This window comes from Mycobacterium sp. NPDC048908 (genome assembly GCF_043197955.1).
Taxonomy (GTDB): Bacteria; Actinomycetota; Actinomycetes; order Mycobacteriales; family Mycobacteriaceae; genus Mycobacterium.
The window spans coordinates 25,757-51,130 of record NZ_JBICUE010000004.1 but is presented as its reverse complement, the minus strand read 5'-3'; the positions used below and the strand labels follow the sequence as shown (position 1 = coordinate 51,130).

The following is a 25,374-nucleotide window of genomic DNA, read 5'->3' as shown; positions in this document are numbered from 1 at the left end:
CCTCGCGCAATAACGGAGCGGCCCAATATTTAGGCGGCTCCGATCTGTGTGTCTTTATTGTCCTGCCAACACTTTACCGTGCCCGGCTGTTGTGCGCTGGCAGGCCCGGTCACGGCTGAGCCGTGAAGCAGGCCACTGGACTCAACGCGCGCGTCCGCGTAGCTGTTCCACGGCGAGCCGCCCGGCTCCGACCGCATCGGCGGGCGGCAGCGAGTCGGGGTCCATGACAACCGCAACCTCCGTCTGGCCGCCGGTGGTCAACGCGGTGTCCGCGGGCAGCCCTCGCTTGACCAATGCCAGGGCGATGGCACCTTCATCGACGTGGTCCACCACCGTGCCCAACCGGCCGACCGGGCGTCCGCCGGCCAGCAGCGGGTCGCCGGTGGCGGGCCGGTCAGAGCCTCCGTCGAGATGGACCAGCACCAACATCCGGGGCGGTTTGCCCAGGTTATGGACGCGGGCGACGGTCTCCTGGCCCCGGTAGCAGCCCTTGTCCAGGTGCACTGCGGTGCCGATCCAGCCGACCTCATGCGGGATGGTCCGTTCGTCGGTGTCGACACCGAGCCGGGGCCGCATGGCCGCGACGCGATGCGCTTCGTAAGCCCAGATTCCGGCGGGCCGCAAGCCCGCGTCGACGAGCCGTCGCCGCTGGTCGGCGGCCTGCTCGCGCGGCACCACGACGTCCAGTTCGACACCGTCACCCGGGATCCGGCGAAGGAATCCACCATCGGGGAGGGCGACGGCGGTGCCTTCGGCGGGAAGCGCGGCCACCCCGAGCGTGTCGAGCATCGACTGGTCGGCCAGCTGAGGTCCGAGCAGCGACAACACCGCCAAGTCGGCGGGTTCGACGGCGACGTCGGACCAGAACACCATCTTGCGGAGATAGGTCAGTAGCGGCTCGCCGCGCCACGGCTCGGTGTCCAGATATGTGACGCCGTCGAGTTCGGTCTGCAGCCAGTGATCTTCGACACGACCCTGCCCGTCGAGGCTGAGATTCTGCGTGACGGCGCCGTCGGGAAGCTCGCTGACGTGCTGCGAGGAGATGCTGTGCAACCAGGTCTTGCGGTCGGCTCCGGTGAGCGCCAGCACCGCCCGGTGTGAGCGGTCGACGACGACGGCATGGTCCGCGGCGGCACGCTGCTCGCCGAGCGGATCGCCGTAGTGCCACACGGCGCCCGCGTCGGGTCCGTTCTCAGGGGCGGGAACTGCGGACATGCTGTCAACTCTACGGCGGCTAGGCTTCTTGCCCATGGCCAGCGCACCCGAGGTCGTCGTGACCCTCGACGGCGAACTGCAGGATCCCGCGGTCCCGCTGCTCTTCGCGGACGACCTGGCCGCGGTCCGCGGCGACGGAGTCTTCGAGACTCTGCTGGTGCGTGACGGCAGGCCGTGTCTGCTGGAGGCTCACCTTGCCCGGTTGACGCAGTCGGCCCGGATGGTCGACTTGCCCGAGCCTGAGTTGCCGCGGTGGCGGGCCGCGGTGGCGGCCGGGGTCGAGCGATGGAACGCCGCCTGTGGCGACGAGGGCGTGCTGCGGTTGGTGTACAGCAGGGGGCGGGAGAGCGGGTCGCCCCCAACGGCATATGCGACGATTGGCCACCTGCCCGCGCGGGTCGCCGACGCCCGCCGCAAGGGGGTATCCGCGGTGACATTGGCGCGCGGCTTGCCGTCGGACTGCGCCACCGAGATGCCGTGGCTGCTGGCGGGCGCGAAAACCCTGTCCTATGCGATCAACATGGCGGCGCTGCGTCACGCCGAGCGCCACGGTGCAGGCGATGTGATCTTCGTGAGCTCTGACGGCACCATCCTCGAGGGGCCGCGTTCGACAGTGGTGATCGCGACCGAACTCGACGGGATGCCCGCGCTGCTGACGCCGCCGCCGTGGTATCCGATTCTGCGCGGCACCACCCAGCAGGCGTTGTTCGAGGTGGCCCGCAACAAGGGCTACGACTGCGACTACCGCACCCTGCGTCCAACTGATCTCTTTGCGGCGCAAGGCGTTTGGCTGATCTCGAGTATCACGCTCGCGGCCAGGGTACATACCCTCGACGGCAAATTGCTGCGGCCATCGCCGATGGCTTCCGACATCGCCGAACTCGTGGACGTCGCCATCGTGTCAGATCGCTGAACACCTGGCCGAAAAAGGGACATCCTGGATGCGTGGGGGATGATTCCGGGGACCAACCGCTGACGCGTTACCAGCGGCTGGCGCTGCGCCGTCTGATGAAGCACGCCGGACTGCGGCCGGGCCAGCCGCTGACGTCCCGGGACTGGCAGGCCTACTTCGAGTTCTCGACCGTCAGGAGCACTCGGGTGGTGCATCGCGTGATGCGCGCGCTGCCGTCAAGTCCGCGATGCGGTATGTGTGGGGCGCCGTTCGCGGGGCTGGGCAGCCGGTTCGTTCGACCGCTGGGATTCCGCCCGTCGCGAAAGAATCCGAACCTGTGCGCGACGTGTGTCGAGCTGGCGCCGCCTGGCGGCATCACGACGGAGGTCGGCGTGATGTTCGCCGACCTGCGCGGGTTCACCGCGCGTTCGGAGTGCATCACCCCGCAGGAAGCAACCGCGCTCTTACGACGCCTGTATTCGGTCGCCGAGGACGTGCTGTTCCCGGAGGCGCTGATCGACAAGTTGATCGGCGACGAGGTGATGGCGCTGTATCTGCCGATATTCGTCGCAGGAAGCTCCTTCAAGCCTGAGGATGCGGACCGGCGAACGGTGGCGAACGTCATGCTCGACCACTCTCGTCGGCTGCTGGCCGGTGTCGGCTACGGCAGTCGGCAGGGGCCCGCGCTCGACCTCGGTATCGGCTTGGACTACGGCGAGGCGTTCGTCGGCAATATCGGCGGTCGCGGCGCCGTCAGTGACTTCACGGCCGTCGGCGATGTGGTCAACACCGCCGCGCGGCTGCAGTCGTGCGCAGCCAGCGGGGAAGTAGTGGTGGCACAACGCCTCGCCGCATTCCTCGACGGACCCGCCGGACCGCTCGAGCATCTCGCCGTCAAGGGCAAGCACGAACCCGTCGCCGCCCAACGCGTGCGCTGGTTCGAATCCCCGCGGCGGCCCTAAATCGGTTGTCGCCGTGCGGATACGCAGGTACCGTCGCCAGTACACAAGGAAGGAGGTGGTCCGACCAATTGATTGACTTACGGACATGTGAGGTGACTGCGAGCTAGCAGCGCCAGGGGAGTCTCCTGCGTGCGCTGGCGAATTCCCCGCAGTCACCCGGCCCCCGAGCCCCTCGATGTTGTCCAGCGAGGTACCACGGCTCGGGGGCCGCTTCATGTCTGGGCTCAGCTGACATCACACCTACCCCGCGACGAACGACAGACCCCCGATCCCGACGATGTAGAGCACGAGCACGACGATCGAGTCGACACCCATCCGGAGGAACTGGCGCTGTGGCCGGAATATCAGACCGACCATGTAGACCACGGTCAGCAGGCCGGCAAGTGCGGTGAGGTAGATGTCGGTGTGGTGTGCGGACGGCAGGAGCGCCGATCCGGACAGGAGCGTGGCCAGCAGGAACAGCACGGGCAGGAAGGCATTCCCGCCGAAGATATCGCTCATCGCCAACTTGTAGTCACCCATCCGAGTGGAGGCCAGGCCCGTGGAGAGTTCGGGTAGCGACGTGGCTGCGGCCAACACGGTCGCACCGAAGATGACTCCGGACATCCCCCACCTGCCGAACACCTCCTCGCCGCTACGTTCGATGTAGACGCCCGCGACGAGTGTGGCCAGTGCCGCCACGGTGAAGGTCAGCACAACACGACGAGTCTTGACACCCTGCGCTCTGGCCTTGTCTTCCTTCGTCTTTACCGAATGCCCTTGCGGTTTCTGCTGGCTGTCCGGTGCATGTCCGCTCGCATGCCATGGCAGCCCCCGATCGGCCTGGCGTATCAACAGCAAGCCGACTGCCCAGCCAATGGCGATCAGCACCGGTCCCGGCGAAATGCGCCAGGCGATCAAGGACGCAGGCAATTGGGTCGACATCACGACGATCACCAGCAGCGCGACCACCAGTGCGCCTTCCAACACCAGCGTCAGCGATGACGCCAGATAGGTGAGCGGTTTACGCGGACGAACACCGGCGGCGTCAAGGGCGACCAACACGACGGTCTGGATGGCGATGCCGCCTAGGATGTTGCCTACGGCGACGTCGAGTTGGTGTGCGAGGGCGGCGCTGGCAGTGATCGCGATCTCGGGAAGGTTGGTCGCGACCGCCAGCAATGTTGTTCCGCCCAGTGCGGCGCCGAGGTGCCATCGTTGCGAGAGCACATCGGTGGCATCCGACAATTTGATGCCGGCCACCCATATGACGATCGCACAGGCGACGAACACAGCGAGCAGGGCCGAAGACGGCAATGACGTCATGTCGGCGGCATACCCGTCCTGACGGTGGTAAAGCTGGCGTCGGTTAGCTGGGTGCGCGATGATGCGCAGCATGCACGGCGTGTGGCGAGCGGTAGTTGTTGCCGCCCCGGTGATGGTCACCTCATGCGCCCCGATCTCCGACAAGTCCGCGGCCGGCCCGGCTGACAAGTGCAAGAAGGAACATGCTGGCCACGCTGGACCCGGGCATCTTCACGTTCGGCACCGACCAGCCGGTCTATCCGCCGTGGTACATGGGTGACAACCCGGCCAGCGGTGAGGGTTTCGAAGCTGCGGTGGCCTACGCCGTCGCGAGCATGATGGACTACACGCGCGACGAGGTGCGGTGGGTCAGGGTCCCGTTCAATGCGGCGCTGGCACCCAGCCCAAAGACGTTTGACGCCAACCTTTCCGAGTTTTCGATCACCGAGCAGCGAAGGGCTGCAGTCGATTTCTCCTCGCCATACTTCACCGTGACACAAGCGGTCGTCACGGTGAAGTCGTCGCCTGCAGCGGTCGTCCGGTCGGTGCGGGGGCTGAAGAACCTGCGACTGGTGTTCAGGTCGGCACCACCAGCTACACGGCGGCAGCGTCGGTGAACGGCCACATCCCCGTCGAGGTGTACAACACCAACGGCGACGCCAAGATGGCCCTCGGCACCGGCGAGATCGATGCTTTGATCGCCGACCTGCCCACCGCCTTCGCGGTCGCCAACGAGCTGCGCAACGGATTGATGGTGGGCCAATTGCCAACGAGCACAGGCGATGTCGAGCGGCTCGGCTCGAGCAGAAGTGGCTGACCGACGCGGGCAAGGCGCCCGTGCTGGCTTAGCTCGCGGGCCCCGGTGCGAGCGACGAGCAGGCCTGCAGGGCCTGGTGCCAGGTGTTCTGGTCGACGCCCGGCGGTGGCTCTGGGGCAGGACCAGGCGCGGCGGGCACGCCATGCTCACCGAGGCATTGAGCGAGATTGCCGTGGTTTGCCGACGGGGCGGTGCTCGAAGGTTGTTCGGGGGCAGGGGTATTCGAGGAGCATGCGGCGAGCAGACCCGCCGCGGCGACTGCCACGGCTATGGCTTGCGCCCGCACTAGCCGACGAACCTGGAAAGTCGGGCGGACAGATGCGGTACCAGTCCACCGTCGGCGTCGACGCGTTCCTCCACATACGCAAGGTCGCCGCCCTCGACGATGCCGTAGAGCCTCTTGGCGCCGCCGACCAGCATTCCCGACTTGCTGCGGGCCAACGCATCGGTGACCAGCTCCCATGACGACTGGGTACGCGGGGTGCCGTAAAACAGCTCGATGTAGCCCGCGGAATGCGCGAGCAGTAGCTCGATGGCTTGGGATTCCGACGGATCGGAGGGATCGTTGATGAAGCGCCAGAAGCCGGTCTCACGCAGCCCAGGTGCCTCGTATTCACCGGTTTCGGTCAGCCGCCAGGACCGGGCCTCCCAGTTCAGGTAGTCGCCACCGTCGTGGGACACCACGATCTGCTGACCGAATCGATAGTCGCCGGTGGCCCCACGCCCCTCGCCCTCGCCGCGCCACACGCCAACCAGCGGAAGCAGCGCCAGCAGCGCGTCGTTGAGATTGGCGCCTTCGCGCAAGTTGGCGGTGTCTGCGGGCAACGGCAGATCATCGAATACCGGGATGTTGCGCGCCGCGGTGCTCTTCGCCCGTTCGGCGGCCGCCGCGACGGCGTCGTCGCCGGAGGTCACGACTCGTCGGTGATGAGCCGGTACAGCGCGTACAGCGCGAACCACGTGATCACCACGACGGCCGCGACGAGCATGATCTCGAAGAACAACACCACGGCAACGAGTCTAGCGGCCGACACCCCGACGGCGCCCGGCGGCCGGTGCCGGCGGCGGCGCGCTCAGCTCAGGCGAATTCGGGGCACAAGGTACTAGTCGCGGCGCTTACGAAACCTCCGCTGAGGCCCTTGTTGCCGCCGAACGCCTTCTCGATGTAAACGGTGACTTCCTTGTAGGTGTCACCCTTCCCGAGCTTCGAGCACACGGAGTGGCCTGCCGTCAGAAGGCTTGGCCCCGCCTGCGCCGGAAACGACAGGCCGTTTCTGGTCAACGCCGCAAGAAAGTCGTCGTCTGGGCTGGCGGCGGCCAGCGGGGAAGTAGCTGTGGCGAGGAGGGCGAACACCGTCGTCGCGAATCCCCCAATTGCGAATTTCATGATCGGCCCTGTTCATTGTGGTTGTCTCCGCGCGGCAACGCAGTAGCTAACCACTATGGTGAGCCCGGGGTAGCAAATTTCGAGGCGTTTTCGCCCCGAAAGCTCAGCCGCGGCCGGTCACCCAGCCGCAGCTGCCCACTTCGTCGTCAGGCCCGACCTGAACTGCCTGACTCCTCGCCGGCTCGTGCCGAGCCGCCTTCGTCGTCAGGCGACCTTGACGTCGACCTCGTGGATGCCTGCTCCCGACGGTGCCACGCTCGCGTCGCCGTTGCCCGCGGGCGACAGCGCGCGCAGCGTCCACGTGCCGGGGGCAGCGAAGAACCGGAAGTCACCCGTGGCCGATGCGACAACCTCGGCGGTGAACTCGTCGGACGAGTCAAGCAACCGCACGAACGCGCCGCCGACCGCCTGACCGGCGCCGTCGACTACGCGGCCGGTGATCACCGTTTCCTTCTCGAGGTCAACGCTGGCCGGCAACGTCAGTCCTTGCTTCGGTGCAGAGCACATATCAACTTCCCAACTCGATCGGGGCACCCACTAGGGAGCCGTATTCCGTCCAACTGCCGTCGTAGTTCTTGACGTTCTTGTGTCCCAACAGTTCCTGCAGCACGAACCACGTGTGCGACGAGCGCTCACCGATGCGGCAGTAAGCGATGGTCTCCTTCTCGCCGTCCAGGCCGGCCTCGGCGTACAACTTGGCCAGCTCCTCATCGGACTTGAAGGTGCCGTCCTCGTTGGCCGCCTTGCTCCAGGGAACGTTGATGGCACCGGGGATATGCCCGGGCCGCTGGCTCTGCTCCTGCGGCAGATGCGCGGGAGCGAGGATCTTCCCGGAGAACTCATCGGGGGAGCGCACGTCGACCAGGTTCTTCTGGTTGATCGCCGCGATGACCTCGTCGCGGAAGGCCCGGATGCTGGTGTCGGGGGCCTTGGCGGTGTAGCTGGTCTCCGGCCGCTTCACCGTCTCCTTCGACAGGGGGCGCCCGTCGAGTTCCCATTTCTTGCGGCCGCCGTCGAGCAGCTTGACGTTCTCGTGGCCGTACAGCTTGAAGTACCAGTACGCGTATGCGGCGAACCAGTTGTTGTTGCCGCCGTAGAGGATCACGGTGTCGTCGTTGGCGATACCGCGCTCGGACAGCAGTTTGGAGAACTGCTGTTGATCAACGAAGTCGCGCCGCACCGGATCCTGCAGATCTTCCCTCCAGTCCAGCTTGATAGCGCCCTCGATGTGGCCGCCGTCGTAGGCGCTGGTGTCCTCGTCGACCTCGACGAAAACGGTGTTAGGCGCGTTGAGATTGCTCTCGGCCCAGTCGGTACTGACCAGGACGTCGGAGCGTGCCATGAACGAAATCCTTTCGATTGCTTACTGTTTGAGCGTTATGCGGTCGACGGTGCACTCGCTCCTTTTCGAGCGCGTGCGACGAGCGGATAGATATGACAGCCGAGGCAGACGCCGAAGGCCGCGTTGAGGAAGGCCGCCACGAGCGCCAACCCGGTAGCGATCAATCCGAGAAGCTCCATGCCCCAGGCGAATCCGACGACGCCGGCCACCGCGAAGACGAAGCCGACCAGTTGCGCGAACTTCAGCGGCGGCACGGGTTCCTTCTGGGTGACCGGTCCGAGCCTCGGTGCGATGAAGCGGCCGAAGACCACGCCGTAAGGATGCCGGCGCGGGCCCTGCCACGCGCCGGCGGCGAAGACGACGGCCTGTACACCCAGGATCACCGCCGCGGCGAACGGGCTGACTGCCGCCGCGAGCAGTGTCGCGACGATCACCACGGTCGTCACCCAAGCGACGAACCGGGGACCGCGGACATCCACCTGGTCGGGCGCCGTGGTGGTGTTGGTCGACATTCGAAACAGACTCCTGTTGCGTTGATCGGGCTGGCGATGAGCAGGCCGAAACGGCTGCTCTGAGCGAACGCGCTTAGCTCGCGCGGCTGCGCTCAGCAGCTACAACAACAACAGCAACAACCCGCGACGCGGCACAGATCGACTGCGCGGCGCTTGGTGAGCATCGGCTCGAGGCGGGCGGACACGGCTGACAGCTTACCCAATGACAGGGTGATCAAGCCAACAGCGGTTCCACCGCCGACCGCAGGTCAGCGGCCTTGGGTACGCCGCTGGTGCGGTACCGCGGCCGTCCCTGCGCGTCGAATATCAATGTCGTCGGCAGCGACAGCACCGAAAGCCGCCGTGCGGCCTCGGGATTGACGTCCATGTCGATCTCGACGTGCTTTACACCAGGAAGCTCGTCGCACACCTGATCCACTACCCGTCGCACGGCGGCGCACGGCCCGCACCACTCGGCGCTGAAATGCAGAATCGTGGGCCCGCTATCGGAAAGTCCCAGCCCCGAGGTATCGACGTCGGCCGCCTCGGAAGCGGCCTTGAGCATGCCGGCGCGCAGCGTGAGCAGCCTGCCGATCACGAACGCGATGCCCAGCGCCGCGATCAGCACCGTGATCGCCAGCACCACTGAAGAGCTCATGACAACCGAAACCGATCGAGTGGGATGGTTACTCCCTTGGTGATGCCCTCGATGATGATGTCCGAACCACGGGCCCCTTCGCTGGTCGGGCGGACCCCGAACGGCAGCTTCTGGCCCGGCATGGCGGTGCTGAACGCGGCAAGCACCGCGGGCAGCTTGTCCTGCGGAACCTGCTGGTCTGCGGTGCCCGCACCGGTCAGCACCCCCGTCGCAGTGAAGATCAGATTCGTCTGATCCGGCCCGGCGACCGACAGGTCGACCGCGATGCTGACCTTTTCGTCGTAGTTCGCCTTCTTCGGCGTTCCGGTGAACACCAGGCCCCGGTTGCTGGAGATACCCGACTCGGTGGTGCCGCCGGTCGCATCGTTGGTCTCACGTGACGGCGCCTCGACCAGCAGGTCAGGGATGCCCATGAAGCGGCCGACGTGGGTCGAATCGATGATGATGCGGCTCTCCACCTCGCTGACCGGCAGGCTGTCGTCCGGACCAATCAGCCAGGAGGTGCCAGACGCATCGACGGAGTGCAGGGTGGCCTCGAGACCGACCTCGCCGACGACCGGGTGATCCACACCACTGGCCTTGATCTCGATCTCGTTGTACCGGTGGCGGGTCGCCTGGGTGATGAACGGGAAACCGAGGATGCTGACCCACGGGTCGAAATTCAGGTGCGCGGCGGTGCGCACGCTTCTGGCCAGGTGATATTCGGCGTAGATGGCGGCCCCGAAGTCGGCTCCGACGGCGCCGACGACCACCGCGGTTACCGTCGCGATCGCTCCGATCAGCAGCCTGCGCACCCCGACATTCTGGCCTACGGCAAACGCGTTGCCCTGTTCGGCGCGGCTAACGAGCAGGTAGCGCGCTATCGTTAGGTGACCAACGGCCGGGTAACGGCCGTGTGTCATGCGTGAATCTGGGAAGTCACCACCGACATCGTTGTCCGGGCGAGGTCCCTATGGCTGCTGGAGGGCCAGTTGGATCTATTGCTACTGACCGTCGACCCCCATCCTGAATCCGTGCTGCCCTCGTTGGCGTTGCTCGCGCACAACGTGCGCACCGCGCCGACGGAGGTGTCCTCGCTGCTCGAGGCGGGCACCGCGGATGTGGCCATCGTCGACGCACGCACCGACCTCGCGGCGGCCCGCGGCCTGTGCCGGCTGCTGGGGTCGACGGGTACGTCGGTGCCCGTGGTGGCCGTCGTCAACGAGGGCGGCCTCGTCGCCGTGAACGTCGAATGGGGTCTGGACGAGATCCTGCTGCCGAGCACAGGCCCTGCCGAGATCGACGCCCGACTGCGTCTGCTGGTCGGACGTCGGGGCGGCGTCGCCAACCAGGAAAACGTCGGCAAGATCAGCCTCGGCGAGTTGGTCATCGACGAGGGCACCTACACCGCCCGCCTACGCGGCAGACCGCTCGACCTCACCTACAAGGAATTCGAGCTGTTGAAGTATCTGGCTCAGCACGCCGGGCGTGTGTTCACCCGCGCGCAACTGCTTCAAGAAGTGTGGGGCTACGACTTCTTCGGCGGCACCCGCACCGTGGACGTCCACGTTCGGCGGCTGCGCGCAAAGCTGGGCACTGAATACGAATCGTTGATCGGCACCGTGCGCAACGTCGGTTACAAGGCGGTCCGACCCGCCCGCGGCAGACCGGCCACGACGGGGTCGGAGGTTTCCGACGACATGGTCGACGAGGCGGGCGGTTACGAGGCGCCGGACAGCCTGCCTGACGCGCTGGTCGACCCGTTGCATAGTCAGTGACCGAAATCCGTTGGCGCGCAAGCCTTTCCAGTGACGAGCAGGAAGACATCCGCGAACTGATCGCGGCGGCAACAAAAGCGGATAGGGTTGCGCCCGTTGGTGATCAAGTGTTGCGTGAGTTGGCGCACGACCGCACTCGGCATCTGCTCGCCGTGGACGCAGGTCAACTGGTGGGGTATCTGAACCTGACCGTCGAGCCACCGATGGCGGAGTTGGTGGTCCATCCCGGGGCCAGGCGCCGCGGCATCGGCTCGGAGATGATGCGCGCCGGTCTGTCCGCGGGCGGCGCAGACGCTCGAATCTGGGCGCACGGCAACCTGGAACCCGCGCGGGCGACGGCCGCCGCGGTCGGCCTCGTCGTCGCGCGTGAGCTGTTGCAGATGCGCAGACCGCTTACTGATTTGCCGCCGATCCGCACGCCCGACGGAGTGCGGATCACCACGTACTCCGGTCCGGCCGACGACGCCGAGTTGTTGCGCGTGAACAACGCCGCGTTCGCCTGGCATCCGGAACAGGGCGGCTGGACGGAAGCCGAGATCGCCGAGCGCCGCGCCGAGCCGTGGTTCGACCCCGCGGGCCTGTTCATGGCTTTCGACTCCCGTGACTCCCCCCACGACAAGCTGGTCGGCTTCCACTGGACGAAGCGGCACAACGCCGATCTCGGCGAGGTGTATGTCGTGGGTGTTGATCCGGCGGCACAAGGCCGCGGCGTCGGTGCCGCGCTCACACTGGCGGGACTGCATCACCTTGCCGAGCGGTTGTCGCAGAGTGAACAACCGACCGTGATGCTTTACGTGGAGGCAGATAACTCCGCTGCGGTGAACACGTATGAACGCCTTGGCTTCGAGGTCTACAGCGTCGATGCGGCATACGCAGCGCCACCTGTGATCTAGCCGACCTGTTCACCCGTCGTTCATGTTCCATCTGAGAGCCGTCTACTACGGGCGCATACGTTGCCGAAGAGTTCAAAGTCGTCAACCGAAAGTGGGATCAGTGAAGCTCAACAGCATTGGCAACGCGCTTGGCACCGGCCTGTCCGCGACGGCGATCGCCGCGCTGACGCTGACCGCCTGCGGCAGCGACAACAACGCGTCGGCGCCTGCCACCAGCGCGTCGGGCACGGGCACCGGCACCGCGTCCGCGTCGGCCGACTGTGCGGGCAAGAACTCGGTCACCGCTGAGGGTTCGACGGCTCAGCAGAACGCGATTGCGGAGTTCAACAAGGTGTGGGGCCAGGTCTGCTCCGGCAAGACCCTCGCCTACAACCCCACCGGCTCCGGCGCGGGCGTCGACCAGTTCATCGCAAAGCAGGTCGACTTCGCCGGGTCGGACTCGGCGCTGAGCGACGACCAAAAGCCGAAGGCGGCGCAGCGCTGCGGCGGCAACGAAGCGTGGAACCTGCCGCTGGTGTTCGGTCCGGTGGCAATGGCCTACAACATCGACGGCGTCGACAAGCTCGTCGTCAACGGTGAGGTGCTCGCCAAGATCTTCCAGGGCCAGATCACCAAGTGGAACGACCCGGCCATTGCGGCGCTGAACAGCGGCACCAACCTGCCGAACACCGACATCAAGCCCGTCTATCGTTCGGATTCGTCAGGCACCACCGACAATTTCCAGCGGTATCTGGCCGCCGCCGCGCCGCAGGCGTGGACCAAGGGCGCGGGCAAGGAGTTCCAGGGCGGCGCGGGCGAGGGCGCGCAGAAGTCCTCCGGCGTCGTGCAGGCCATTCAGGCCACGCCCGGCTCCATCGGCTACGTCGAGAAGAGCCCGGCAGCGGCCGCCAACCTGAAGACCGCCGAGATCGACAGCGGGGCCGGCGCGGTCGCCCTCAACGACGACTCCACCAAGGCCGCGGTCGCTGCGGCGAAGATCAAGGGCACGGGCAACGATCTGACGCTGGACCTCAACGCGCTGTATGCGACCAAGGAGGCGGGCGTCTACCCGTTGATGCTGGCCACCTACGAAATCGTGTGCAGCAAGGGCTATGACGCCGACACCGCCGCCGCGGTGAAGTCGTTCCTCACGGTTTCCGCCAACCAGGGGCAGGCCAACCTGTCGCCTGCCGGTTACGTGCCGCTGCCGGATTCCTTCAAGGAGCGCCTGCTCAAGTCCGTCAACGCAATCGCATAGTTGCCCTGCGCGACAGCACACAAGCGGTGAGGATGGGTGCCGGGACCAATGACCGATAGGCTTGATGTGACGGAAGCTGGCGGGCTGCCTAACCCAGCCGAGGCGGGCTCGGGTGAAGTAATCGCTTCACCCTTCCCGGAGTCGGCACCCATTCCCACTGACCCCTCGAAGGGTGCAATGGTCCGGTTGGGAGACAGGATCTTCCGCGTCCTCGCTGAGGGTGCCGGAGTCCTGATCGTCGTCATCATCGCGGCGATCGGGTTCTTCTTGTTGTGGCGGGCGATTCCCGCGCTTGCCCGCAACAAGGAGAACTTCTTCCTCTACGGCGGGAACTGGATCACCACCGACACGTCGGCGATGCACTTCGGCATCCTCGACCTGCTCCAAGTGACGGTTTTCGTCTCGGTTTTCGCGCTGATCCTCGCCATGCCGGTCGCACTGGGCATCGCGATCTTTCTCACCCATTACGCGCCACGGCGGCTGTCGGGCCCGCTGGCCTACATGGTGGACCTGCTCGCCGCGGTGCCCTCGATCGTGTACGGCGTGTGGGGGTTGTACGTACTGGCACCGGTGCTCAAGCCATTCGCGTTGTGGCTCAACGAGAATCTCGGCTGGCTCTTCCTGTTCAAGACCGGTAACGCCTCGGTGGCGGGCGGCGGCACGATCTTCACGGCGGGCATCGTGTTGGCGGTGATGATCCTGCCGATCATCACCGCGGTGACGCGGGAGGTGTTCGTCCAGACACCACGCGGCCAGATCGAGGCCGCACTCGCGTTGGGCGCTACCCGCTGGGAAGTGGTACGCACCACGGTGCTGCCATTCGGCCTATCCGGTTACGTCAGCGGTGCGATGCTTGGCCTCGGCCGCGCGTTGGGTGAGACCATCGCGCTGTTGATTGTGCTGCGCGGCACGCAAAAAGCGTTCAGTTGGTCGCTGTTCGACGGCGGCTACACATTCGCAAGCAAGATCGCTGCCACGGCAAGCGAATTCAACGACCAGTACAAGGCGGGTGCGTACATCGCCGCCGGCCTGGTGCTGTTCATCCTGACGTTCGTGGTGAACTCGGCGGCACGCGCCGCGGTCGCCGGAAGGGGGGCGAAGTGACCTCAACACTGGACCGCCCGGTCAAGGTCACCACATTCGGTGGTGTCAGCCTGCGCCGTAAGGTTGCCAACAAGCTTGCCACCGTGCTCGTCACCGCGTCGTTGGTCATCGCATTGGTGCCGCTGCTGTGGGTGCTGTATTCGGTGATCATCAAGGGCTTCAAGGCGCTCAGCTCGCCTGTTTGGTTCACCCATTCCCAGGCCGGGATGACGGCTTTCCAGGCGGGCGGCGGCGTCTACCACGCAGTCGTCGGCACCCTGCTGCAGGGCCTCGTGTGCGCGGCCATTTCCATCCCGATCGGGATCATGGTCGCCGTTTTTCTTGTCGAATACGGTGGTGGCACCCGCCTCGGCAAGGTCACGACGTTCATGGTGGACATCCTCACCGGTGTGCCGTCGATCGTGGCCGCACTGTTCATCTACGCGTTGTGGGTCGCCACGCTCGGCTTCCAGCGGTCTGGCTTCGCGGTGTCACTTTCCTTGGTGTTGTTGATGATCCCGGTGATCGTGCGCGCCACCGAGGAGATGCTGCGCATCGTTCCGATGGACCTTCGCGAGGCGAGTTACGCACTGGGCGTGCCGAAGTGGAAAACCATCGTGCGCATCGTGATTCCCACCGCGCTGTCCGGCATCATCACCGGCATCATGCTCGCGTTGGCCCGCGTGATGGGGGAGACCGCTCCGCTGCTGATCCTGGTGGGTTATGCACAGGCAATGAATTTCGACATCTTCAGCGGCTTCATGGGATCGCTGCCGGGCATGATGTACGACCAGATTTCGGCGGGTGCGGGGGCCAACCCCGTGCCCACCGACCGGCTCTGGGGCGCGGCACTGACGTTGATCCTGTTGATCGCCATACTCAACATCGGGGCGCGATTCGTCGCGAGGGTCTTCGCCCCCAAGAAGGTTTAAGGAGCGCGAAGTGGCCAAGCGGCTGGACCTCAAAGACGTCAACATCTACTACGGCTCCTTCCACGCCGTCGCCGATGTGGCACTGTCCGTACAGCCCCGCAGCGTGACGGCGTTCATCGGGCCCTCGGGCTGCGGCAAGTCGACGGTGCTGCGGACACTGAACCGCATGCACGAGGTGATCCCCGGCGCCCGCGTCGAGGGCTCGGTGTTGCTCGACGGTGAGGACATCTACGGCCCAGGCGTCGACCCGGTCGGTGTCCGCAAGACCATCGGCATGGTGTTCCAGCGACCGAACCCTTTTCCCACCATGTCGATTCGCGACAACGTGGTGGCCGGCCTGAAGTTGCAGGGACTTCGCAACAAGAAGACGCTCGACGATGTATGCGAGCGATCGCTTCGGGGCGCCAACCTGTGGAACGAGGTCAAGGATCGGCTCGACAGGCCGGGCGGCGGGTTGTCCGGTGGTCAGCAGCAGCGGCTGTGCATCGCCCGCGCTATCGCGGTGCAGCCCGACGTGTTGCTGATGGACGAGCCGTGTTCTGCGCTCGACCCCATCTCGACGCTTGCGATCGAGGACCTCATCGCCGAACTCAAGCAGGACTTCACCATCGTGATCGTCACCCACAACATGCAGCAGGCCGCCCGGGTGAGCGACCAGACTGCGTTCTTCAACCTGGAAGCAACGGGCAAACCCGGCAGGCTGATCGAGATCGACGACACCGAGAAGATCTTTTCCAACCCCAACGAAAAGGCGACGGAGGACTACATCTCCGGCCGCTTCGGCTGACCTCTCCTGGCGCGAGCAGACGCAAAGTTGCCTATTCTCAGGGCGCAAAAGGGGCAGTTTTGCGTCTGCTCGTGCGGGGGAGGAGAGCGGCGCTAAGGCGTCAACACCACCCGGACGCCTGACGATTCGGACCCGGACCAGGCGTCGGCCACCTCGGCGAGCGGTCGTTGTGCGGTCTGGATGCGCAGTTCGCCATCTGCGACCATCGCGAGCAGGCGGGGCAGTGCCTTTTCGCGGGCAGTGCTGAACACCTCGGCGGGCACGCTGCCCAAACCCACCCCGCACAGCGTGATGCCGTTGCCCCGCAGGACTCCCGCAGACAGGTGCATGGTTGGGCCTGCCATTGACCCGATCTGAACGAAGCGGGTGGCATGGAAGTGCGAGGCGGGATGGCTGGCGGCCAGCGCCGTCAAGGTCTGCTCTGCGGGCTCGCCCCACAGATAGTCGAGGACGGCATCGAACGGTTGCTCGGCGTGGGCGGCCGAGACGCGGGCGGTCAGATCCTCTGCGCCGAGAGCGATGACGTCGTCGGCGCCGAGGCCGCGTAACCACTTCAACCGCTCGCGGTTTCGGCCCGCCGCGACCACGCGCCGCGCGCCGAACACCGACTTTGCCAACTGCACTGCCACCGATCCGGTCACTCCCGTCGCGCCGAGGACCAGCACATGCGCCCCCGGTTTGACCGACGCGGCGTAGTCTAACGACATCCAGGCCGATAGTCCGGGATTCGGGATGGCCGCGGCCGTCACGGGATCGACGTCATCGGGCAGCGGTGTTGCCCCGCGCGGATCGACAAGCGCCCGCTCTGCCATCATCCCGAATGGGGCCATGGCACCGGTGTAGACCAACCGCCCGTCTTCCAGTCGGGCGACACCGTCGACACCCGCCACTGCGGGTAGCTGAATCTCCCTGCTGGCGTAGTGGTTTCCCATCATCAGGGCACGAGTCAGGTTCGTCAGGGCGGACGCTTCGACGGTGACGACCACGGCGTCCTCCCCGGGCGCGGGATCGGTGAAGTCGGTGTACAAGGGCGGTTGCCCCCACTTCTCGACGACCGCTGCTTTCATGATCTCTCCCTAGTTTCCCGCAATATGGTTTCGCAAGAAACTATATGCACACTCCGATGTCGATGGCAAGATGGTTTCCATGAAAACCAAGGCGGAACTCGTCGACCAGATCAACGCCTTGATCGGCGCGGTTGGCGACAAGTTCGACGCCGAAGAGGGTGACCCGGAACGCGATTACGTGGTCGAGCACATCCCCAAGCGTCTCGCGGGCGTTGTTCGCGGGTTGCCGACGCTCGGTATGCATCTGCTCGCGCACATCGCCGAGGGCCCGGTCAGTGTCGTGGGCCTTGCCGCACGCGCCGGTCAACTGAAAGGCACGGTTTCCAAGCATGTCCAACGACTGGTCGAGGCCGGCCTGGTCGAACGGGTTCCGATTCCTGGCAACCGCAAGGAGGTCACGCTGCGCCTGACGGCGGACGGCAAGATCGTCGCGGATGCGCACGAGAAGTTGCACGCCGAGATGAAGCGCGGGATCGTCGACTTCCTGTCCCGCTACAGCAACGCAGAGTTGTCCGTACTGTCTCGCGTCCTCAGCGATTTCCTTGCCGCGCAGAAGGTCGGCGTGCGGATCGTGCCAGGGGCGAATTGATCAGGCCGCCGACCAACTCAGCGTGCGGGGATCTCTTCTTCGTCGGGGAGATTGCCGGTGACCTGGAAGATGACGCGGCGAGCGATCTCGACGGCGTGGTCGGCGAATCGCTCGTAGAACCGGCCAAGCAAGGTCACGTCGACGGCAGCGGCCACCCCGTGCCGCCATTCGCGGTCCATCAGGACGGTGAACAGATGCCGGTGCAGATCATCCATCGCATCGTCTTCGTCACGGATTCGCGCGGCCTTTTCCGGGTCGCGGGTGAGCAGCACCTCTTGGGCGCTGTTGCCCAATTCGACTGCCACCCGGCCCATTTCGGCGAAGTACCCGTTGACTTCTTCCGGCAGTGCATGCTGTGGATGACGACGCCGGGCGATCTTGGCGACGTGCAGCGCCAGCGCACCCATCCGGTCGACATCGGCGACGATCTGGATCGAGCTGACGATCGCCCGCAGATCACCCGCGACCGGGGCCTGCAGCGCCAACAGCACGAACGCGCTCTCCTCCGCCTTGGCGCTCATCGCCGCGATCTGCTCGTGGTCGGTGATGACCTGTTCGGCCAGCACCAGATCGGCCTGCAGCAGTGCCTGGGTGGCGCGTTCCATCGCAGCACCGGCCAATCCGCACATCTCACCGAGTTGGGCTGTGAGGGCATCCAGTTGGACGTGGTAGGCGGTTCGCATGCGCCAAGCCTACGGCGTGTGTCGGCGAAACGTCACGACGCAGACGGTGAACGAAAGGTGAATGCCACCTGCCGAAATGGCGGTACCGGCGGCGCGATCACCGCGTTATTCACACGTCGTGTCGGCGGCGTTGGTGACCGTCAGGTCCTCCGGCAGGTGCGTCGGTGGCGCACTGGCCCCCTTCACGACGTGAACCTGCACCGGCGAGCCACTTGGCGACGGTGGCGTCACCGACGAGAAGTCGCTTCCCAACACCACCCGCACCACGTCACCCATGCCGGACACCCGTTCGATGGTCGGGTTGGCGAACGACGATGCGACGGTCGCCGCCGCCTGCTCGTTGCCCGGCGAGAAGAACACCGTCGTCGATGCCAGCGGCCCGGGGTAGTCGTCGGGACTCGTCACGTTGAAGCCGTGCGACTGCAGTTCGGTCGCCGCGGTGGCCGCCAGCCCGTTCTCGCCGGTCGAGTTCGACACCCGCACGGTGATGTCCTGCGGATTGGTGGTCACCGCGCTCACCAGCTCGGCGGTCTCAGGGGCCGGCGCGCGACTTGCTTCGGGTGCGTTGGTCTGCGACTCCGGCGTGCCGGGCACCGGGGTGTTGTCCGGGTTCTTCTCCTCGGGCAGCGGATCGTCGTTGATGATCGCGTCGAACAGTGCCCGCATGTCGTCGGTGCGCGGTATCTCGTTGCCGTACTCGTCGGGATAGCCGACCGTCGGCACGGTGACGAAGGTGATCCGTCCCGCGTTCACACCCTGGATCGACTGGCCGAGGTCGACCAGGTCTTTGGTCTTGATGTTGTCGACGTAACTGTCGTCGATGAACATGTTGACGACGTTGTTGAGCTTGGACAGCGAGAAGAACACTTCCTTGGAAATCAGCGACCGCAGCAGCGACGACAGGAACAACTGCTGGCGCTTGATTCGGCCGTAGTCGCCGTTCGTCTCGGTGGTGACCTGCCGGGCGCGAACATAGTTCAGCGCGGTGTGGCCGTCCACGACCTGGCGGCCGGCGTTGGCGAGCACTGTGCCCAACTCGTAGTCCTCGAGCGGGGTGGTGCTGCACACCTCAACGCCGCCGATCGCGTCCACCATCTTCGCGAAGCCGGCGAAATCGACTGCCATGAACCGGTTCACCGACAACCCGGACAGCTTCTGGACCACCTTCACCAGACATTTGGGGCCGCCGACCGCGTACGCGGAGTTGATCTTCGTCTCGGTGTAGACCTGGTCTTGTCCGTACATCTCGGACTCGGTGTCGGTGACGGGTCCGTATTGGCCGGTGTCGGGATCCCAATGCTCGCACTTCGTCGGTGTGATCTCGAGATCCCGTGGAAACGACACGGCGACAACGCGTTTGCGGTCGGCCGGGATGTTCACCAGCATGATCGTGTCGGACCGCGCACCGGCCGCGTCTTCGGTGCTGCCGGCGCCCATGTCGCTGTTCTCGCCGATGCGGCTGTCCACCCCGACGATCAAGAAGTTCTCGTCACCGAACTGCGCGTTGGGATCGACGATGTCGCGCGAATTGAGGTCGAGCGCGGAGACCTTGTTGAGCATGTTGTTCTTCGACGACTGCCACTGCCAGGCGCCGCCGGTGAGGGCCAATGCGGTCACCGCGATCAGGGCGGCGGCGGCACGTCCTGCAACCGCCGTCTTCCTGAAACGGCGCCGAACGGGCGTGGGTGGGCTGCTGCCGCGTCCGGTGCCGACGCGCGACGGCTGCACCCTGTCATGGGCGCGCAGTGCCGCCAAATCCGGCACCTCAGAGGCGTACCCGGCCACGGTCGGAATGACCTCGGTGTCCGGATCCGGCAGGTCGTCGACGACCGGAGGGATGATCTCGGTGGGCGGGGCTTTCGGCGCGGGTTCGGGCTCGGGTGCCTGTCGCGGCCGCCGCAATTCCTCGGGCACGCTCGCGGCGCCGTGCACCTTGGCAATCAGGTCGGCGACGGTGACGCCATCGGTGTGGTTGCCCGCCGATCCGTTCTTCCCGTTCTTCTCGATCTCCCCGGAGTCAGAAATCGGGCTGCGCTCCCATGGCGCGGCGCCTGGCGGCGGCGGCGCAGTTCGGGTAAGCCATCGATTGGATCCAACGCTGGAGGACCCAGGAGTGGCGTTCTTGCCGTCACTCATGTCTCTGGTGGCCTCCGAGTTCTGGACCATCGCGCGCCGCGGTGCGCGTGGGCGTATGCAGTGCGTTTCGCCTGCTTTCGGTCTGCTTTCCGGTCGCGTATCAACACTCTGCGGGCTCCGCCGTTGGAGCCCGGGTACGACAAGATCCTCATCGTACTGAGACACCCCGTTGAACGGCCAGTCCACCGGAGGTACCGAGATCGTCTCGGTTTAGCCTCCGGAATGCATAACCTCGGCGCCGGCGGGGACTGTGCAATCGTCCGGATCGGCCAGCCAGCCGTCGGGAAGCGCCACTGACGCCGGCGATCCCTGCCTGCCCCGAGGGCCCGTAGCGGCTTGCGGGAATGGCACGTCCCCGTTCAGCTGGTCCAGCAGCGTGTCCAGCTCGGAAAGCGTCTCGACCAGTGCCAAGGCCCGTCGCAGGTCCGCGCCGGCCGGGAAGCCGTGCAGGTACCAGGCGATGTGCTTACGCATGTCCCGCATGCCCTTGTCCTCGCCGAAATGCTCGGCGAGCAGTTGTCCGTGCCGCCGCATGATGGTGGCGACCTCGCCGAGGGTCGGCGGCGTGGCCGGGGTGGTGCCGGTGAACGCCGCGGAGAGCTCCGCGAACAGCCACGGCCTGCCGAGGCAGCCGCGACCGATGACCACTCCGTCGCATCCGGTGGCGGACATCATCGCCAGCGCGTCGTCGGCGTCGAAGATGTCGCCGTTGCCCAGCACCGGAACCGTCGTGACGTGCTGCTTGAGCAGCCCGATCTGCTCCCAATCCGCGGTGCCGGAGTAGCGCTGCGCAGCGGTGCGCGCGTGCAGCGCCACGGCCGCCGCACCTTCTTCCGCGGCGATCCGGCCTGCGTCCAGATGAGTGTGGTGGTCATCGTCGATGCCGATGCGGAACTTCACGGTGACCGGGATGCCCGTGCCCTGTGTCGCCCGCACGGCCGCCGCCACGATGCGGCCGAACAGCCGCCGCTTGAACGGCAGTGCCGCACCGCCTCCGCGCCGGGTGACTTTGGGCACCGGGCAGCCGAAGTTCATGTCGATGTGGTCAGCCAGCCCCTCGTCGGCGACCATTTTCGCGGCGGCGAAGGTGTGGTCCGGATCGACGGTGTACAGCTGCAGCGAGCGCGGCGTCTCGTCGGGCGCGAATGTCGTCATGTGCATGGTCACCGGATGTCGCTCGACAAGCGCACGCGCGGTGACCATCTCGCACACGTACAGTCCGCTGACGGTGCCGGCGCGAGCCAACTCGAGCTCACGGCACAACGTCCGGAATGCGACATTTGTCACACCGGCCATCGGGGCCAATACAACGGGGCTCCGCAGTTCGATCGGCCCGATCCGGAGCGCGGGCCGCTGGTCGGTTACGACGCTGATGCCGCGAGCTCCTTCGCAGCCTTCTTCTCGGCCATCTGCGCCAGCCGCTCGAGCCTGCGCTGCTTGGCGACCTCGAACTTCACGCAGGCGTCCTCGAGTTCCTCGACGAGCTTGCCCAGTTCGTCGCGCTGGCGCGCCGCCTCGCCGGTGAAGTCTTCGCGTTCGAAGATGCGCCACTTCTTCAGCACCGGCATCACGACGTCATCGAGATGGATGCGCGGGTCGTAGACGCCACCAGACGCGATGGTGACAGCCTTACGCCGGAAGTCGGGAATCGTGTAGCCCGGCATCTTGAAGTTCTTCAGCACTTTGTGCAGCGAGTGCATCGCCTGGTTCGGCGCGATGTCGAACCCGGCGGCCGACACGTCCCGGTAGAAGATCATGTGCAGGTTCTCGTCGGCCGAAACCCGTTGCAGCAGTTGATCGGCGACGGTTTCGTTGCACGCCTTGCCGGTGTTGCGGTGCGAGACGCGCGTCGCCAGTTCCTGGAACGTCACATAGATGACGGAGTCGAAAAGGCTCTCGGCGAACAGCTCGGCGTTGCCCTCCAGCTGCTGGTTCTGGCCGGGGGAGAAGCCGCGGGTGACCTGTTCGAGCCGCAGCTGCTCCAGCTCGACAGGATCGACGGCGCGGGTGACGACGAGATAGTCGCGCAGCGCGATGCCGTGCCGGTTCTCCTCGGCAGTCCAGCGGTTGACCCAGAAGCCCCATGGGCCGTCCATCGAGAAGTTCATCGCGATCTCGCGGTGATAGGCGGGCAGGTTGTCCTCGGTCAGCAGGTTGGTCAGCATGGCAACCTGGGCGACCTCGGAGAGTTTGGACTCCTCCGGGTCCCAGTCCTTGCCACCGAGGGCGTAGAAATTCTTGCCGTCCGACCATGGGATGTAGTCGTGCGGATTCCAGTCCTTGCGCATCGTCAAGTGCCGATTGAGGTTTTTCTCGACGACGGGCTCGAGCTCGTGCAGCAGCTGAAGATCGGTCAGATCTTGCGCCATGGGTTTTCGTCCTCCTCGCGGCCGGGAAGCTCCATCCCAGTTATCTGTACCTGTTGGTTGCACTCAATATATCTGTGTCCTCCGGTGACATTCAAGTTGCCGCGCGGGAGTGTCACATCTGCCTCATAGGTTGTCAGCCGTCGCGGTACTATCAGGCCGGGCATTTGGGGGAGCCCGCTTTCCTGCCGCAGCCACACTGACGACTCGGAGGTCGGGCTCAGATGAGGACCCTCACTGTTTCATTAAGCGCTGCCCTCGGGGCGGCAGCAACCATTTCCGTCGGCGCGGGTGTCGCGGGCGCGGTGCCGGATGTGGTGGGCCAGTCATTTCGGGACGCCAAGAACACCATCCAGAGCCAAGGCTCGGCGGTCGTCATCGCGACGCGCACCGGCGGGTCCGCGGACATCGACAAATGCATTGTCACCAACGCATGGGGCAAGCCGAGCGTCGATCAACCCCGGCAGGCATCGGGGCCGAGTCAGGTGTTGGTGGCACTGAGCTGTAACGCCGCGATCGCGGGTCCAGGAATCCCCGGCAACTCCGCCGCCAGTCCCGCGGGCCGCCAGGCGATCACCGCTCAACAAGTCGGCTGACCTGGACTGCGCGATCGGTAGCGGTGATGCATACCACGCAATACACTCCGACCATCATCTTTCCAGGCAGTTTTACGACATTTCGGAGGTTGGACTCAGTGAAGAAGTCCCTCGTTCTTTCGGCCGGCTCGGCGGTGGCCGCGTCTGCATTGATGGCGCTGTTCGGCACTCCAGTCGCCGCGGCGGACGACTACGCGGGTCAGACCTACGCCGACGCCTCCTCGGCCGCCAGCGATGCGGGCCAGACTGTGGTGGTCGCCGGCCGCGTCGGCGACAAGCTGGCGCAGGACGAGTGCTTGGTCACCCGTTCGCAGACCGCACCGTTCGTCTCTGCCAATGACGGCGCACACTACGACAGCCAGGTGCAGTTCTACTTGAACTGCAACGGTGGATACGCCACCGCCAACAACCCCGGCGCCTCGCTGGCGAGCCCGGAGGGCCGCGAGGCCAAGGCCGCCGCTGACCAGGCCGCCGCCGAAGAGCAGCAGTCGCTCGAAGAGGTCAGCACCCCCGACGAGTAGGTCAGTAGCTGGACACCCGGTTGAGCAGCATGTCGACGCAGTGGTCGATGAACTGCTCGCGGGTGGCCGCCAGCCTGCCGTTCAAGTAGGCGATGAACAACGCGGTCAGCGCGCCGATCAGGCCCGTGGCCACCATCGCCTGCACGGCGGGATCGGTGATCCGGGTCAGCTTGTGCTGGAGCAGGTCGATGAAACTCGGCATCCATTCCGCGCCTGAGCGGGCCAGCACTGGTTCCACTCCGGGGGCGAGCAACAGCACCCGGCCCCGCGACGGGTCGTCGACCATCAGCGCGACAAAGCGCTCGACGGCGTCACGCGCGGTTTCGGCGGTCATCAGCGTCGACATCGCCCGCGCGCACACATCGTCGTAGACGGCACGGACGAATTCGTCGCGGTCGGCGAAGCTTTCGTAGAAATAGCGCTCGGTCAACCCGGCCGCCCGGCAGACCGCTCGCACCGTCAAGCCGGGCCCCGCTTCGCTGCCAAGTAGCTCGACACCGGCCGCGATCAGCTCGTCGCGCCGCAGCCCCTGGCGATCCTGCAGCGGAACGCCCGACCATCGGCCCCGTCGTTGACCCGAAGCCACATCACTCCCTACACTCGCGGTGACAACACCCGTAGTCAGAATTCCCGCATGCGCGTTCTGACTCCGAGCGGAAGTTCACCAGTGACTCAAGATACGTCTGAGGTGTGCCCGGAGACCACCGGGTCCTCCTCTGTCGCGCCGGGCTGCCCGGTCACCGACGGCGGCTACGACGCCGTGCCGACAGCACTTGGCCCCGCCTCATTGACCTGGCAACTGTTCGGCGACTGGCGCGGCCTGCTGCAGGGCCCGTGGGCAGGCTCGATGCAGAACATGCACCCGCAGCTCGGCGCGGCGGTCGAACAACACTCCATCTTCTTCACCGAACGCATGCCTCGACTGCTTCGTTCGCTGTACCCGATCGGCGGCGTCGTCTTCGACGGCGACCGGTCCCCGCAGACAGGTGCCGAGGTGCGGGATTACCACATCGGCATCAAGGGCGTCGACGATCAGGGGCGTCGCTACAGCGCCCTGAACCCCGAGGTCTTCTACTGGGCACATTCGACGTTCTTCATGGGCACCATCCTGACTGCCGAACGGTTCGGAGACGGTCTGACCGAGGCCCAGAAGCGACAGTTGTTCGACGAACACATCGCCTGGTACAGCATGTACGGGGTGAGCATGCGGCCAGTTCCCAAGAGCTGGGAAGACTTCCAGGTCTACTGGGATCACATGTGTCGCAACGTATTGGAGAACAACTTCGCCGCACGCGAGGTGCTCAACCTCTCGACGATGCCCAAACACCCTTCGCTGCAATGGATTCCAGACTGGCTATGGCACCTTCAGCTCAAAGTGCTCGGGCCTTTCGCGGTGTGGGTCACTGTCGGCCTGTACGACCAACCGGTTCGCGAGCTGATGGGCTACACCTGGTCGGCCAGGGATGAACGGCTGCACATGTTGTTCGGCAGGTTGGTGAACCGGACGTTCAAGCTGTTGCCCACACGGCGCCGCTTCCATCCCCGTGCGCGTGCGGGCTGGGACCGCGCCACGGGGCGCTGCCCCGCCGACGCGCCGTTGGTGCACACGCCCGCGCGCAATCTGCCGCCGGTCGAGCATCGCGACAACGGGATGCATTACTGCCCGAAGGTCTGACGCC

Annotated in this window: 30 protein-coding genes; 14 read left to right on the top strand and 16 right to left on the bottom strand. The window is 65.7% G+C overall.

Features of this window, described 5'->3' with window-relative positions; genetic code table 11:
* Nucleotides 1–141 precede the first annotated feature (141 nt).
* On the bottom strand, nucleotides 142–1,215 hold the full coding sequence (locus tag ACGFK1_RS12225) for a YgfZ/GcvT domain-containing protein (protein WP_393428660.1): 1,074 nt from the start codon (nucleotides 1,213–1,215) through the stop codon (nucleotides 142–144).
* A 34-nt stretch (nucleotides 1,216–1,249) separates the two neighbouring features.
* On the opposite strand from ACGFK1_RS12225, the gene ACGFK1_RS12220 reads away from it, so the two are divergent.
* Together ACGFK1_RS12220 and ACGFK1_RS12215 are read left to right on the top strand one after the other, a co-directional pair.
* Nucleotides 1,250–2,128 (top strand): aminodeoxychorismate lyase, encoded by an 879-nt coding sequence (locus ACGFK1_RS12220; protein ID WP_393428657.1) that lies wholly within the window; start codon nucleotides 1,250–1,252, stop codon nucleotides 2,126–2,128.
* A gap of 32 nt (nucleotides 2,129–2,160) precedes the next feature.
* Nucleotides 2,161–3,069 carry an adenylate/guanylate cyclase domain-containing protein gene (locus ACGFK1_RS12215; RefSeq protein ID WP_393428655.1) on the top strand — a complete coding sequence of 303 codons (909 nt, stop codon included), beginning with the start codon at nucleotides 2,161–2,163 and terminating at the stop codon, nucleotides 3,067–3,069.
* A 240-nt stretch (nucleotides 3,070–3,309) separates the two neighbouring features.
* Here the strand turns inward: ACGFK1_RS12215 and ACGFK1_RS12210 are convergent, their stop codons facing one another.
* Nucleotides 3,310–4,548: a sodium:calcium antiporter gene (locus ACGFK1_RS12210; protein ID WP_393428652.1), complete on the bottom strand. Its 1,239-nt coding sequence runs from the start codon at nucleotides 4,546–4,548 to the stop codon at nucleotides 3,310–3,312.
* Between the two features lie 8 nt (nucleotides 4,549–4,556).
* Between ACGFK1_RS12210 and ACGFK1_RS12205 the strand changes: the two genes are divergently transcribed.
* Nucleotides 4,557–4,970 (top strand): transporter substrate-binding domain-containing protein, encoded by a 414-nt coding sequence (locus ACGFK1_RS12205; RefSeq protein WP_393428649.1) that lies wholly within the window; start codon nucleotides 4,557–4,559, stop codon nucleotides 4,968–4,970.
* Nucleotides 4,967–5,170, top strand: coding sequence for a hypothetical protein (locus tag ACGFK1_RS12200; RefSeq protein ID WP_393428646.1), 204 nt, complete (start codon nucleotides 4,967–4,969; stop codon nucleotides 5,168–5,170). The genes ACGFK1_RS12205 and ACGFK1_RS12200 overlap by 4 nt, the downstream gene beginning before the upstream one ends.
* 285 nt (nucleotides 5,171–5,455) lie before the next feature.
* On the opposite strand, the gene ACGFK1_RS12195 is transcribed toward ACGFK1_RS12200, so the two are convergent.
* From ACGFK1_RS12195 to lmeA, 8 genes are all read right to left on the bottom strand, one after another.
* Nucleotides 5,456–6,085, bottom strand: a complete 630-nt coding sequence (locus tag ACGFK1_RS12195) for an FABP family protein (protein ID WP_393428643.1) — start codon at nucleotides 6,083–6,085, stop codon at nucleotides 5,456–5,458.
* Nucleotides 6,086–6,248: 163 nt separating this feature from the next.
* A complete protein-coding gene (locus tag ACGFK1_RS12190) occupies nucleotides 6,249–6,557 on the bottom strand; it encodes a DUF732 domain-containing protein (protein ID WP_393428640.1) in 309 nt (102 codons plus the stop codon).
* 204 nt (nucleotides 6,558–6,761) lie between these two features.
* Nucleotides 6,762–7,064 (bottom strand): DUF1416 domain-containing protein, encoded by a 303-nt coding sequence (locus ACGFK1_RS12185; RefSeq protein WP_067794968.1) that lies wholly within the window; start codon nucleotides 7,062–7,064, stop codon nucleotides 6,762–6,764.
* A gap of 1 nt (nucleotide 7,065) precedes the next feature.
* The gene (locus ACGFK1_RS12180; protein ID WP_393428637.1) at nucleotides 7,066–7,899 is read right to left on the bottom strand and encodes a sulfurtransferase; all 834 of its coding nucleotides are present in this window, start codon (nucleotides 7,897–7,899) and stop codon (nucleotides 7,066–7,068) included.
* A gap of 35 nt (nucleotides 7,900–7,934) precedes the next feature.
* Nucleotides 7,935–8,411, bottom strand: coding sequence for a DUF4395 domain-containing protein (locus tag ACGFK1_RS12175; protein WP_393428634.1), 477 nt, complete (start codon nucleotides 8,409–8,411; stop codon nucleotides 7,935–7,937).
* Nucleotides 8,412–8,503: 92 nt separating this feature from the next.
* On the bottom strand, nucleotides 8,504–8,596 hold the full coding sequence (locus ACGFK1_RS12170; RefSeq protein ID WP_353612291.1) for an Ms5788A family Cys-rich leader peptide: 93 nt from the start codon (nucleotides 8,594–8,596) through the stop codon (nucleotides 8,504–8,506).
* Nucleotides 8,597–8,625: 29 nt separating this feature from the next.
* Complete coding sequence (locus ACGFK1_RS12165) at nucleotides 8,626–9,048, bottom strand: thioredoxin family protein (RefSeq protein WP_393428630.1); 423 nt, start codon at nucleotides 9,046–9,048, stop codon at nucleotides 8,626–8,628.
* Nucleotides 9,045–9,842 (bottom strand): mannan chain length control protein LmeA, encoded by a 798-nt coding sequence (gene lmeA / locus ACGFK1_RS12160; protein ID WP_393428627.1) that lies wholly within the window; start codon nucleotides 9,840–9,842, stop codon nucleotides 9,045–9,047. Before lmeA ends, ACGFK1_RS12165 begins: the two co-directional genes overlap by 4 nt.
* A gap of 177 nt (nucleotides 9,843–10,019) precedes the next feature.
* On the opposite strand from lmeA, the gene ACGFK1_RS12155 reads away from it, so the two are divergent.
* The 6 genes from ACGFK1_RS12155 to pstB all read left to right on the top strand — a co-directional run bounded on the left by ACGFK1_RS12155 (nucleotide 10,020) and on the right by pstB (nucleotide 15,737).
* Nucleotides 10,020–10,805, top strand: a complete 786-nt coding sequence (locus ACGFK1_RS12155; RefSeq protein ID WP_393428624.1) for a winged-helix domain-containing protein — start codon at nucleotides 10,020–10,022, stop codon at nucleotides 10,803–10,805.
* Complete coding sequence (gene mshD / locus ACGFK1_RS12150) at nucleotides 10,802–11,698, top strand: mycothiol synthase (protein ID WP_393428621.1); 897 nt, start codon at nucleotides 10,802–10,804, stop codon at nucleotides 11,696–11,698. The genes ACGFK1_RS12155 and mshD overlap by 4 nt, the downstream gene beginning before the upstream one ends.
* Nucleotides 11,699–11,798: 100 nt before the next feature.
* The gene (pstS, locus tag ACGFK1_RS12145; protein ID WP_393428618.1) at nucleotides 11,799–12,935 is read left to right on the top strand and encodes a phosphate ABC transporter substrate-binding protein PstS; all 1,137 of its coding nucleotides are present in this window, start codon (nucleotides 11,799–11,801) and stop codon (nucleotides 12,933–12,935) included.
* Nucleotides 12,936–12,983: 48 nt separating this feature from the next.
* Nucleotides 12,984–14,039 (top strand): phosphate ABC transporter permease subunit PstC, encoded by a 1,056-nt coding sequence (gene pstC, locus ACGFK1_RS12140; RefSeq protein ID WP_393428615.1) that lies wholly within the window; start codon nucleotides 12,984–12,986, stop codon nucleotides 14,037–14,039.
* Nucleotides 14,036–14,950 (top strand): phosphate ABC transporter permease PstA, encoded by a 915-nt coding sequence (gene pstA / locus ACGFK1_RS12135; protein ID WP_393428612.1) that lies wholly within the window; start codon nucleotides 14,036–14,038, stop codon nucleotides 14,948–14,950. Before pstC ends, pstA begins: the two co-directional genes overlap by 4 nt.
* Nucleotides 14,951–14,960: 10 nt before the next feature.
* Nucleotides 14,961–15,737 carry a phosphate ABC transporter ATP-binding protein PstB gene (gene pstB / locus ACGFK1_RS12130; protein ID WP_393428609.1) on the top strand — a complete coding sequence of 259 codons (777 nt, stop codon included), beginning with the start codon at nucleotides 14,961–14,963 and terminating at the stop codon, nucleotides 15,735–15,737.
* A gap of 92 nt (nucleotides 15,738–15,829) precedes the next feature.
* Here the strand turns inward: pstB and ACGFK1_RS12125 are convergent, their stop codons facing one another.
* Entirely contained in the window at nucleotides 15,830–16,804 is a 975-nt protein-coding gene (locus ACGFK1_RS12125) for a zinc-binding alcohol dehydrogenase family protein (protein ID WP_393428606.1), read from the bottom strand.
* Nucleotides 16,805–16,883: 79 nt separating this feature from the next.
* On the opposite strand from ACGFK1_RS12125, the gene ACGFK1_RS12120 reads away from it, so the two are divergent.
* Nucleotides 16,884–17,393: a MarR family winged helix-turn-helix transcriptional regulator gene (locus tag ACGFK1_RS12120; protein WP_393428603.1), complete on the top strand. Its 510-nt coding sequence runs from the start codon at nucleotides 16,884–16,886 to the stop codon at nucleotides 17,391–17,393.
* Between the two features lie 17 nt (nucleotides 17,394–17,410).
* On the opposite strand, the gene phoU is transcribed toward ACGFK1_RS12120, so the two are convergent.
* The 4 genes from phoU to ACGFK1_RS12100 form a co-directional block, all read right to left on the bottom strand.
* Nucleotides 17,411–18,076, bottom strand: coding sequence for a phosphate signaling complex protein PhoU (gene phoU / locus ACGFK1_RS12115; RefSeq protein ID WP_393428600.1), 666 nt, complete (start codon nucleotides 18,074–18,076; stop codon nucleotides 17,411–17,413).
* Nucleotides 18,077–18,181: 105 nt separating this feature from the next.
* Complete coding sequence (locus ACGFK1_RS12110; RefSeq protein WP_393430055.1) at nucleotides 18,182–20,212, bottom strand: LCP family protein; 2,031 nt, start codon at nucleotides 20,210–20,212, stop codon at nucleotides 18,182–18,184.
* Nucleotides 20,213–20,422: 210 nt separating this feature from the next.
* Nucleotides 20,423–21,586, bottom strand: a complete 1,164-nt coding sequence (gene dusB / locus ACGFK1_RS12105; protein WP_393430052.1) for a tRNA dihydrouridine synthase DusB — start codon at nucleotides 21,584–21,586, stop codon at nucleotides 20,423–20,425.
* Nucleotides 21,574–22,581: an acyl-ACP desaturase gene (locus ACGFK1_RS12100; RefSeq protein ID WP_393428597.1), complete on the bottom strand. Its 1,008-nt coding sequence runs from the start codon at nucleotides 22,579–22,581 to the stop codon at nucleotides 21,574–21,576. The genes dusB and ACGFK1_RS12100 overlap by 13 nt, the downstream gene beginning before the upstream one ends.
* 221 nt (nucleotides 22,582–22,802) lie before the next feature.
* Here ACGFK1_RS12100 and ACGFK1_RS12095 point away from each other — a divergent pair, with 221 nt between their 5' ends.
* Both ACGFK1_RS12095 and ACGFK1_RS12090 read left to right on the top strand, forming a co-directional pair.
* Nucleotides 22,803–23,174: a hypothetical protein gene (locus ACGFK1_RS12095; RefSeq protein ID WP_393428594.1), complete on the top strand. Its 372-nt coding sequence runs from the start codon at nucleotides 22,803–22,805 to the stop codon at nucleotides 23,172–23,174.
* A 98-nt stretch (nucleotides 23,175–23,272) separates the two neighbouring features.
* Nucleotides 23,273–23,695: a hypothetical protein gene (locus tag ACGFK1_RS12090; protein WP_393428592.1), complete on the top strand. Its 423-nt coding sequence runs from the start codon at nucleotides 23,273–23,275 to the stop codon at nucleotides 23,693–23,695.
* Nucleotide 23,696: 1 nt separating this feature from the next.
* Here ACGFK1_RS12090 and ACGFK1_RS12085 read toward each other — a convergent pair whose 3' ends face one another.
* Complete coding sequence (locus tag ACGFK1_RS12085) at nucleotides 23,697–24,281, bottom strand: TetR family transcriptional regulator (RefSeq protein WP_393428589.1); 585 nt, start codon at nucleotides 24,279–24,281, stop codon at nucleotides 23,697–23,699.
* 81 nt (nucleotides 24,282–24,362) lie between these two features.
* On the opposite strand from ACGFK1_RS12085, the gene ACGFK1_RS12080 reads away from it, so the two are divergent.
* Nucleotides 24,363–25,370, top strand: coding sequence for an oxygenase MpaB family protein (locus tag ACGFK1_RS12080; RefSeq protein ID WP_393428586.1), 1,008 nt, complete (start codon nucleotides 24,363–24,365; stop codon nucleotides 25,368–25,370).
* Nucleotides 25,371–25,374: the final 4 nt, after the last annotated feature.

Excerpts from the sequence above, each read along its gene's own strand:
- ACGFK1_RS12225 (WP_393428660.1), bottom strand. The coding sequence starts at position 1,215 with ATGTCCGCAGTTCCCGCCCCTGAGAACGGACCCGACGCGGGCGCCGTG.
- ACGFK1_RS12220 (WP_393428657.1), top strand. The coding sequence starts at position 1,250 with ATGGCCAGCGCACCCGAGGTCGTCGTGACCCTCGACGGCGAACTGCAG.
- ACGFK1_RS12205 (WP_393428649.1), top strand. The coding sequence starts at position 4,557 with ATGCTGGCCACGCTGGACCCGGGCATCTTCACGTTCGGCACCGACCAG.
- ACGFK1_RS12190 (WP_393428640.1), bottom strand. The coding sequence starts at position 6,557 with ATGAAATTCGCAATTGGGGGATTCGCGACGACGGTGTTCGCCCTCCTC.
- ACGFK1_RS12185 (WP_067794968.1), bottom strand. The coding sequence starts at position 7,064 with ATGTGCTCTGCACCGAAGCAAGGACTGACGTTGCCGGCCAGCGTTGAC.
- ACGFK1_RS12180 (WP_393428637.1), bottom strand. The coding sequence starts at position 7,899 with ATGGCACGCTCCGACGTCCTGGTCAGTACCGACTGGGCCGAGAGCAAT.
- ACGFK1_RS12175 (WP_393428634.1), bottom strand. The coding sequence starts at position 8,411 with ATGTCGACCAACACCACCACGGCGCCCGACCAGGTGGATGTCCGCGGT.
- ACGFK1_RS12165 (WP_393428630.1), bottom strand. The coding sequence starts at position 9,048 with ATGAGCTCTTCAGTGGTGCTGGCGATCACGGTGCTGATCGCGGCGCTG.
- pstC (WP_393428615.1), top strand. The coding sequence starts at position 12,984 with ATGACCGATAGGCTTGATGTGACGGAAGCTGGCGGGCTGCCTAACCCA.
- ACGFK1_RS12125 (WP_393428606.1), bottom strand. The coding sequence starts at position 16,804 with ATGAAAGCAGCGGTCGTCGAGAAGTGGGGGCAACCGCCCTTGTACACC.
- ACGFK1_RS12120 (WP_393428603.1), top strand. The coding sequence starts at position 16,884 with ATGAAAACCAAGGCGGAACTCGTCGACCAGATCAACGCCTTGATCGGC.
- phoU (WP_393428600.1), bottom strand. The coding sequence starts at position 18,076 with ATGCGAACCGCCTACCACGTCCAACTGGATGCCCTCACAGCCCAACTC.
- ACGFK1_RS12110 (WP_393430055.1), bottom strand. The coding sequence starts at position 20,212 with ATGAGTGACGGCAAGAACGCCACTCCTGGGTCCTCCAGCGTTGGATCC.
- ACGFK1_RS12100 (WP_393428597.1), bottom strand. The coding sequence starts at position 22,581 with ATGGCGCAAGATCTGACCGATCTTCAGCTGCTGCACGAGCTCGAGCCC.
- ACGFK1_RS12095 (WP_393428594.1), top strand. The coding sequence starts at position 22,803 with ATGAGGACCCTCACTGTTTCATTAAGCGCTGCCCTCGGGGCGGCAGCA.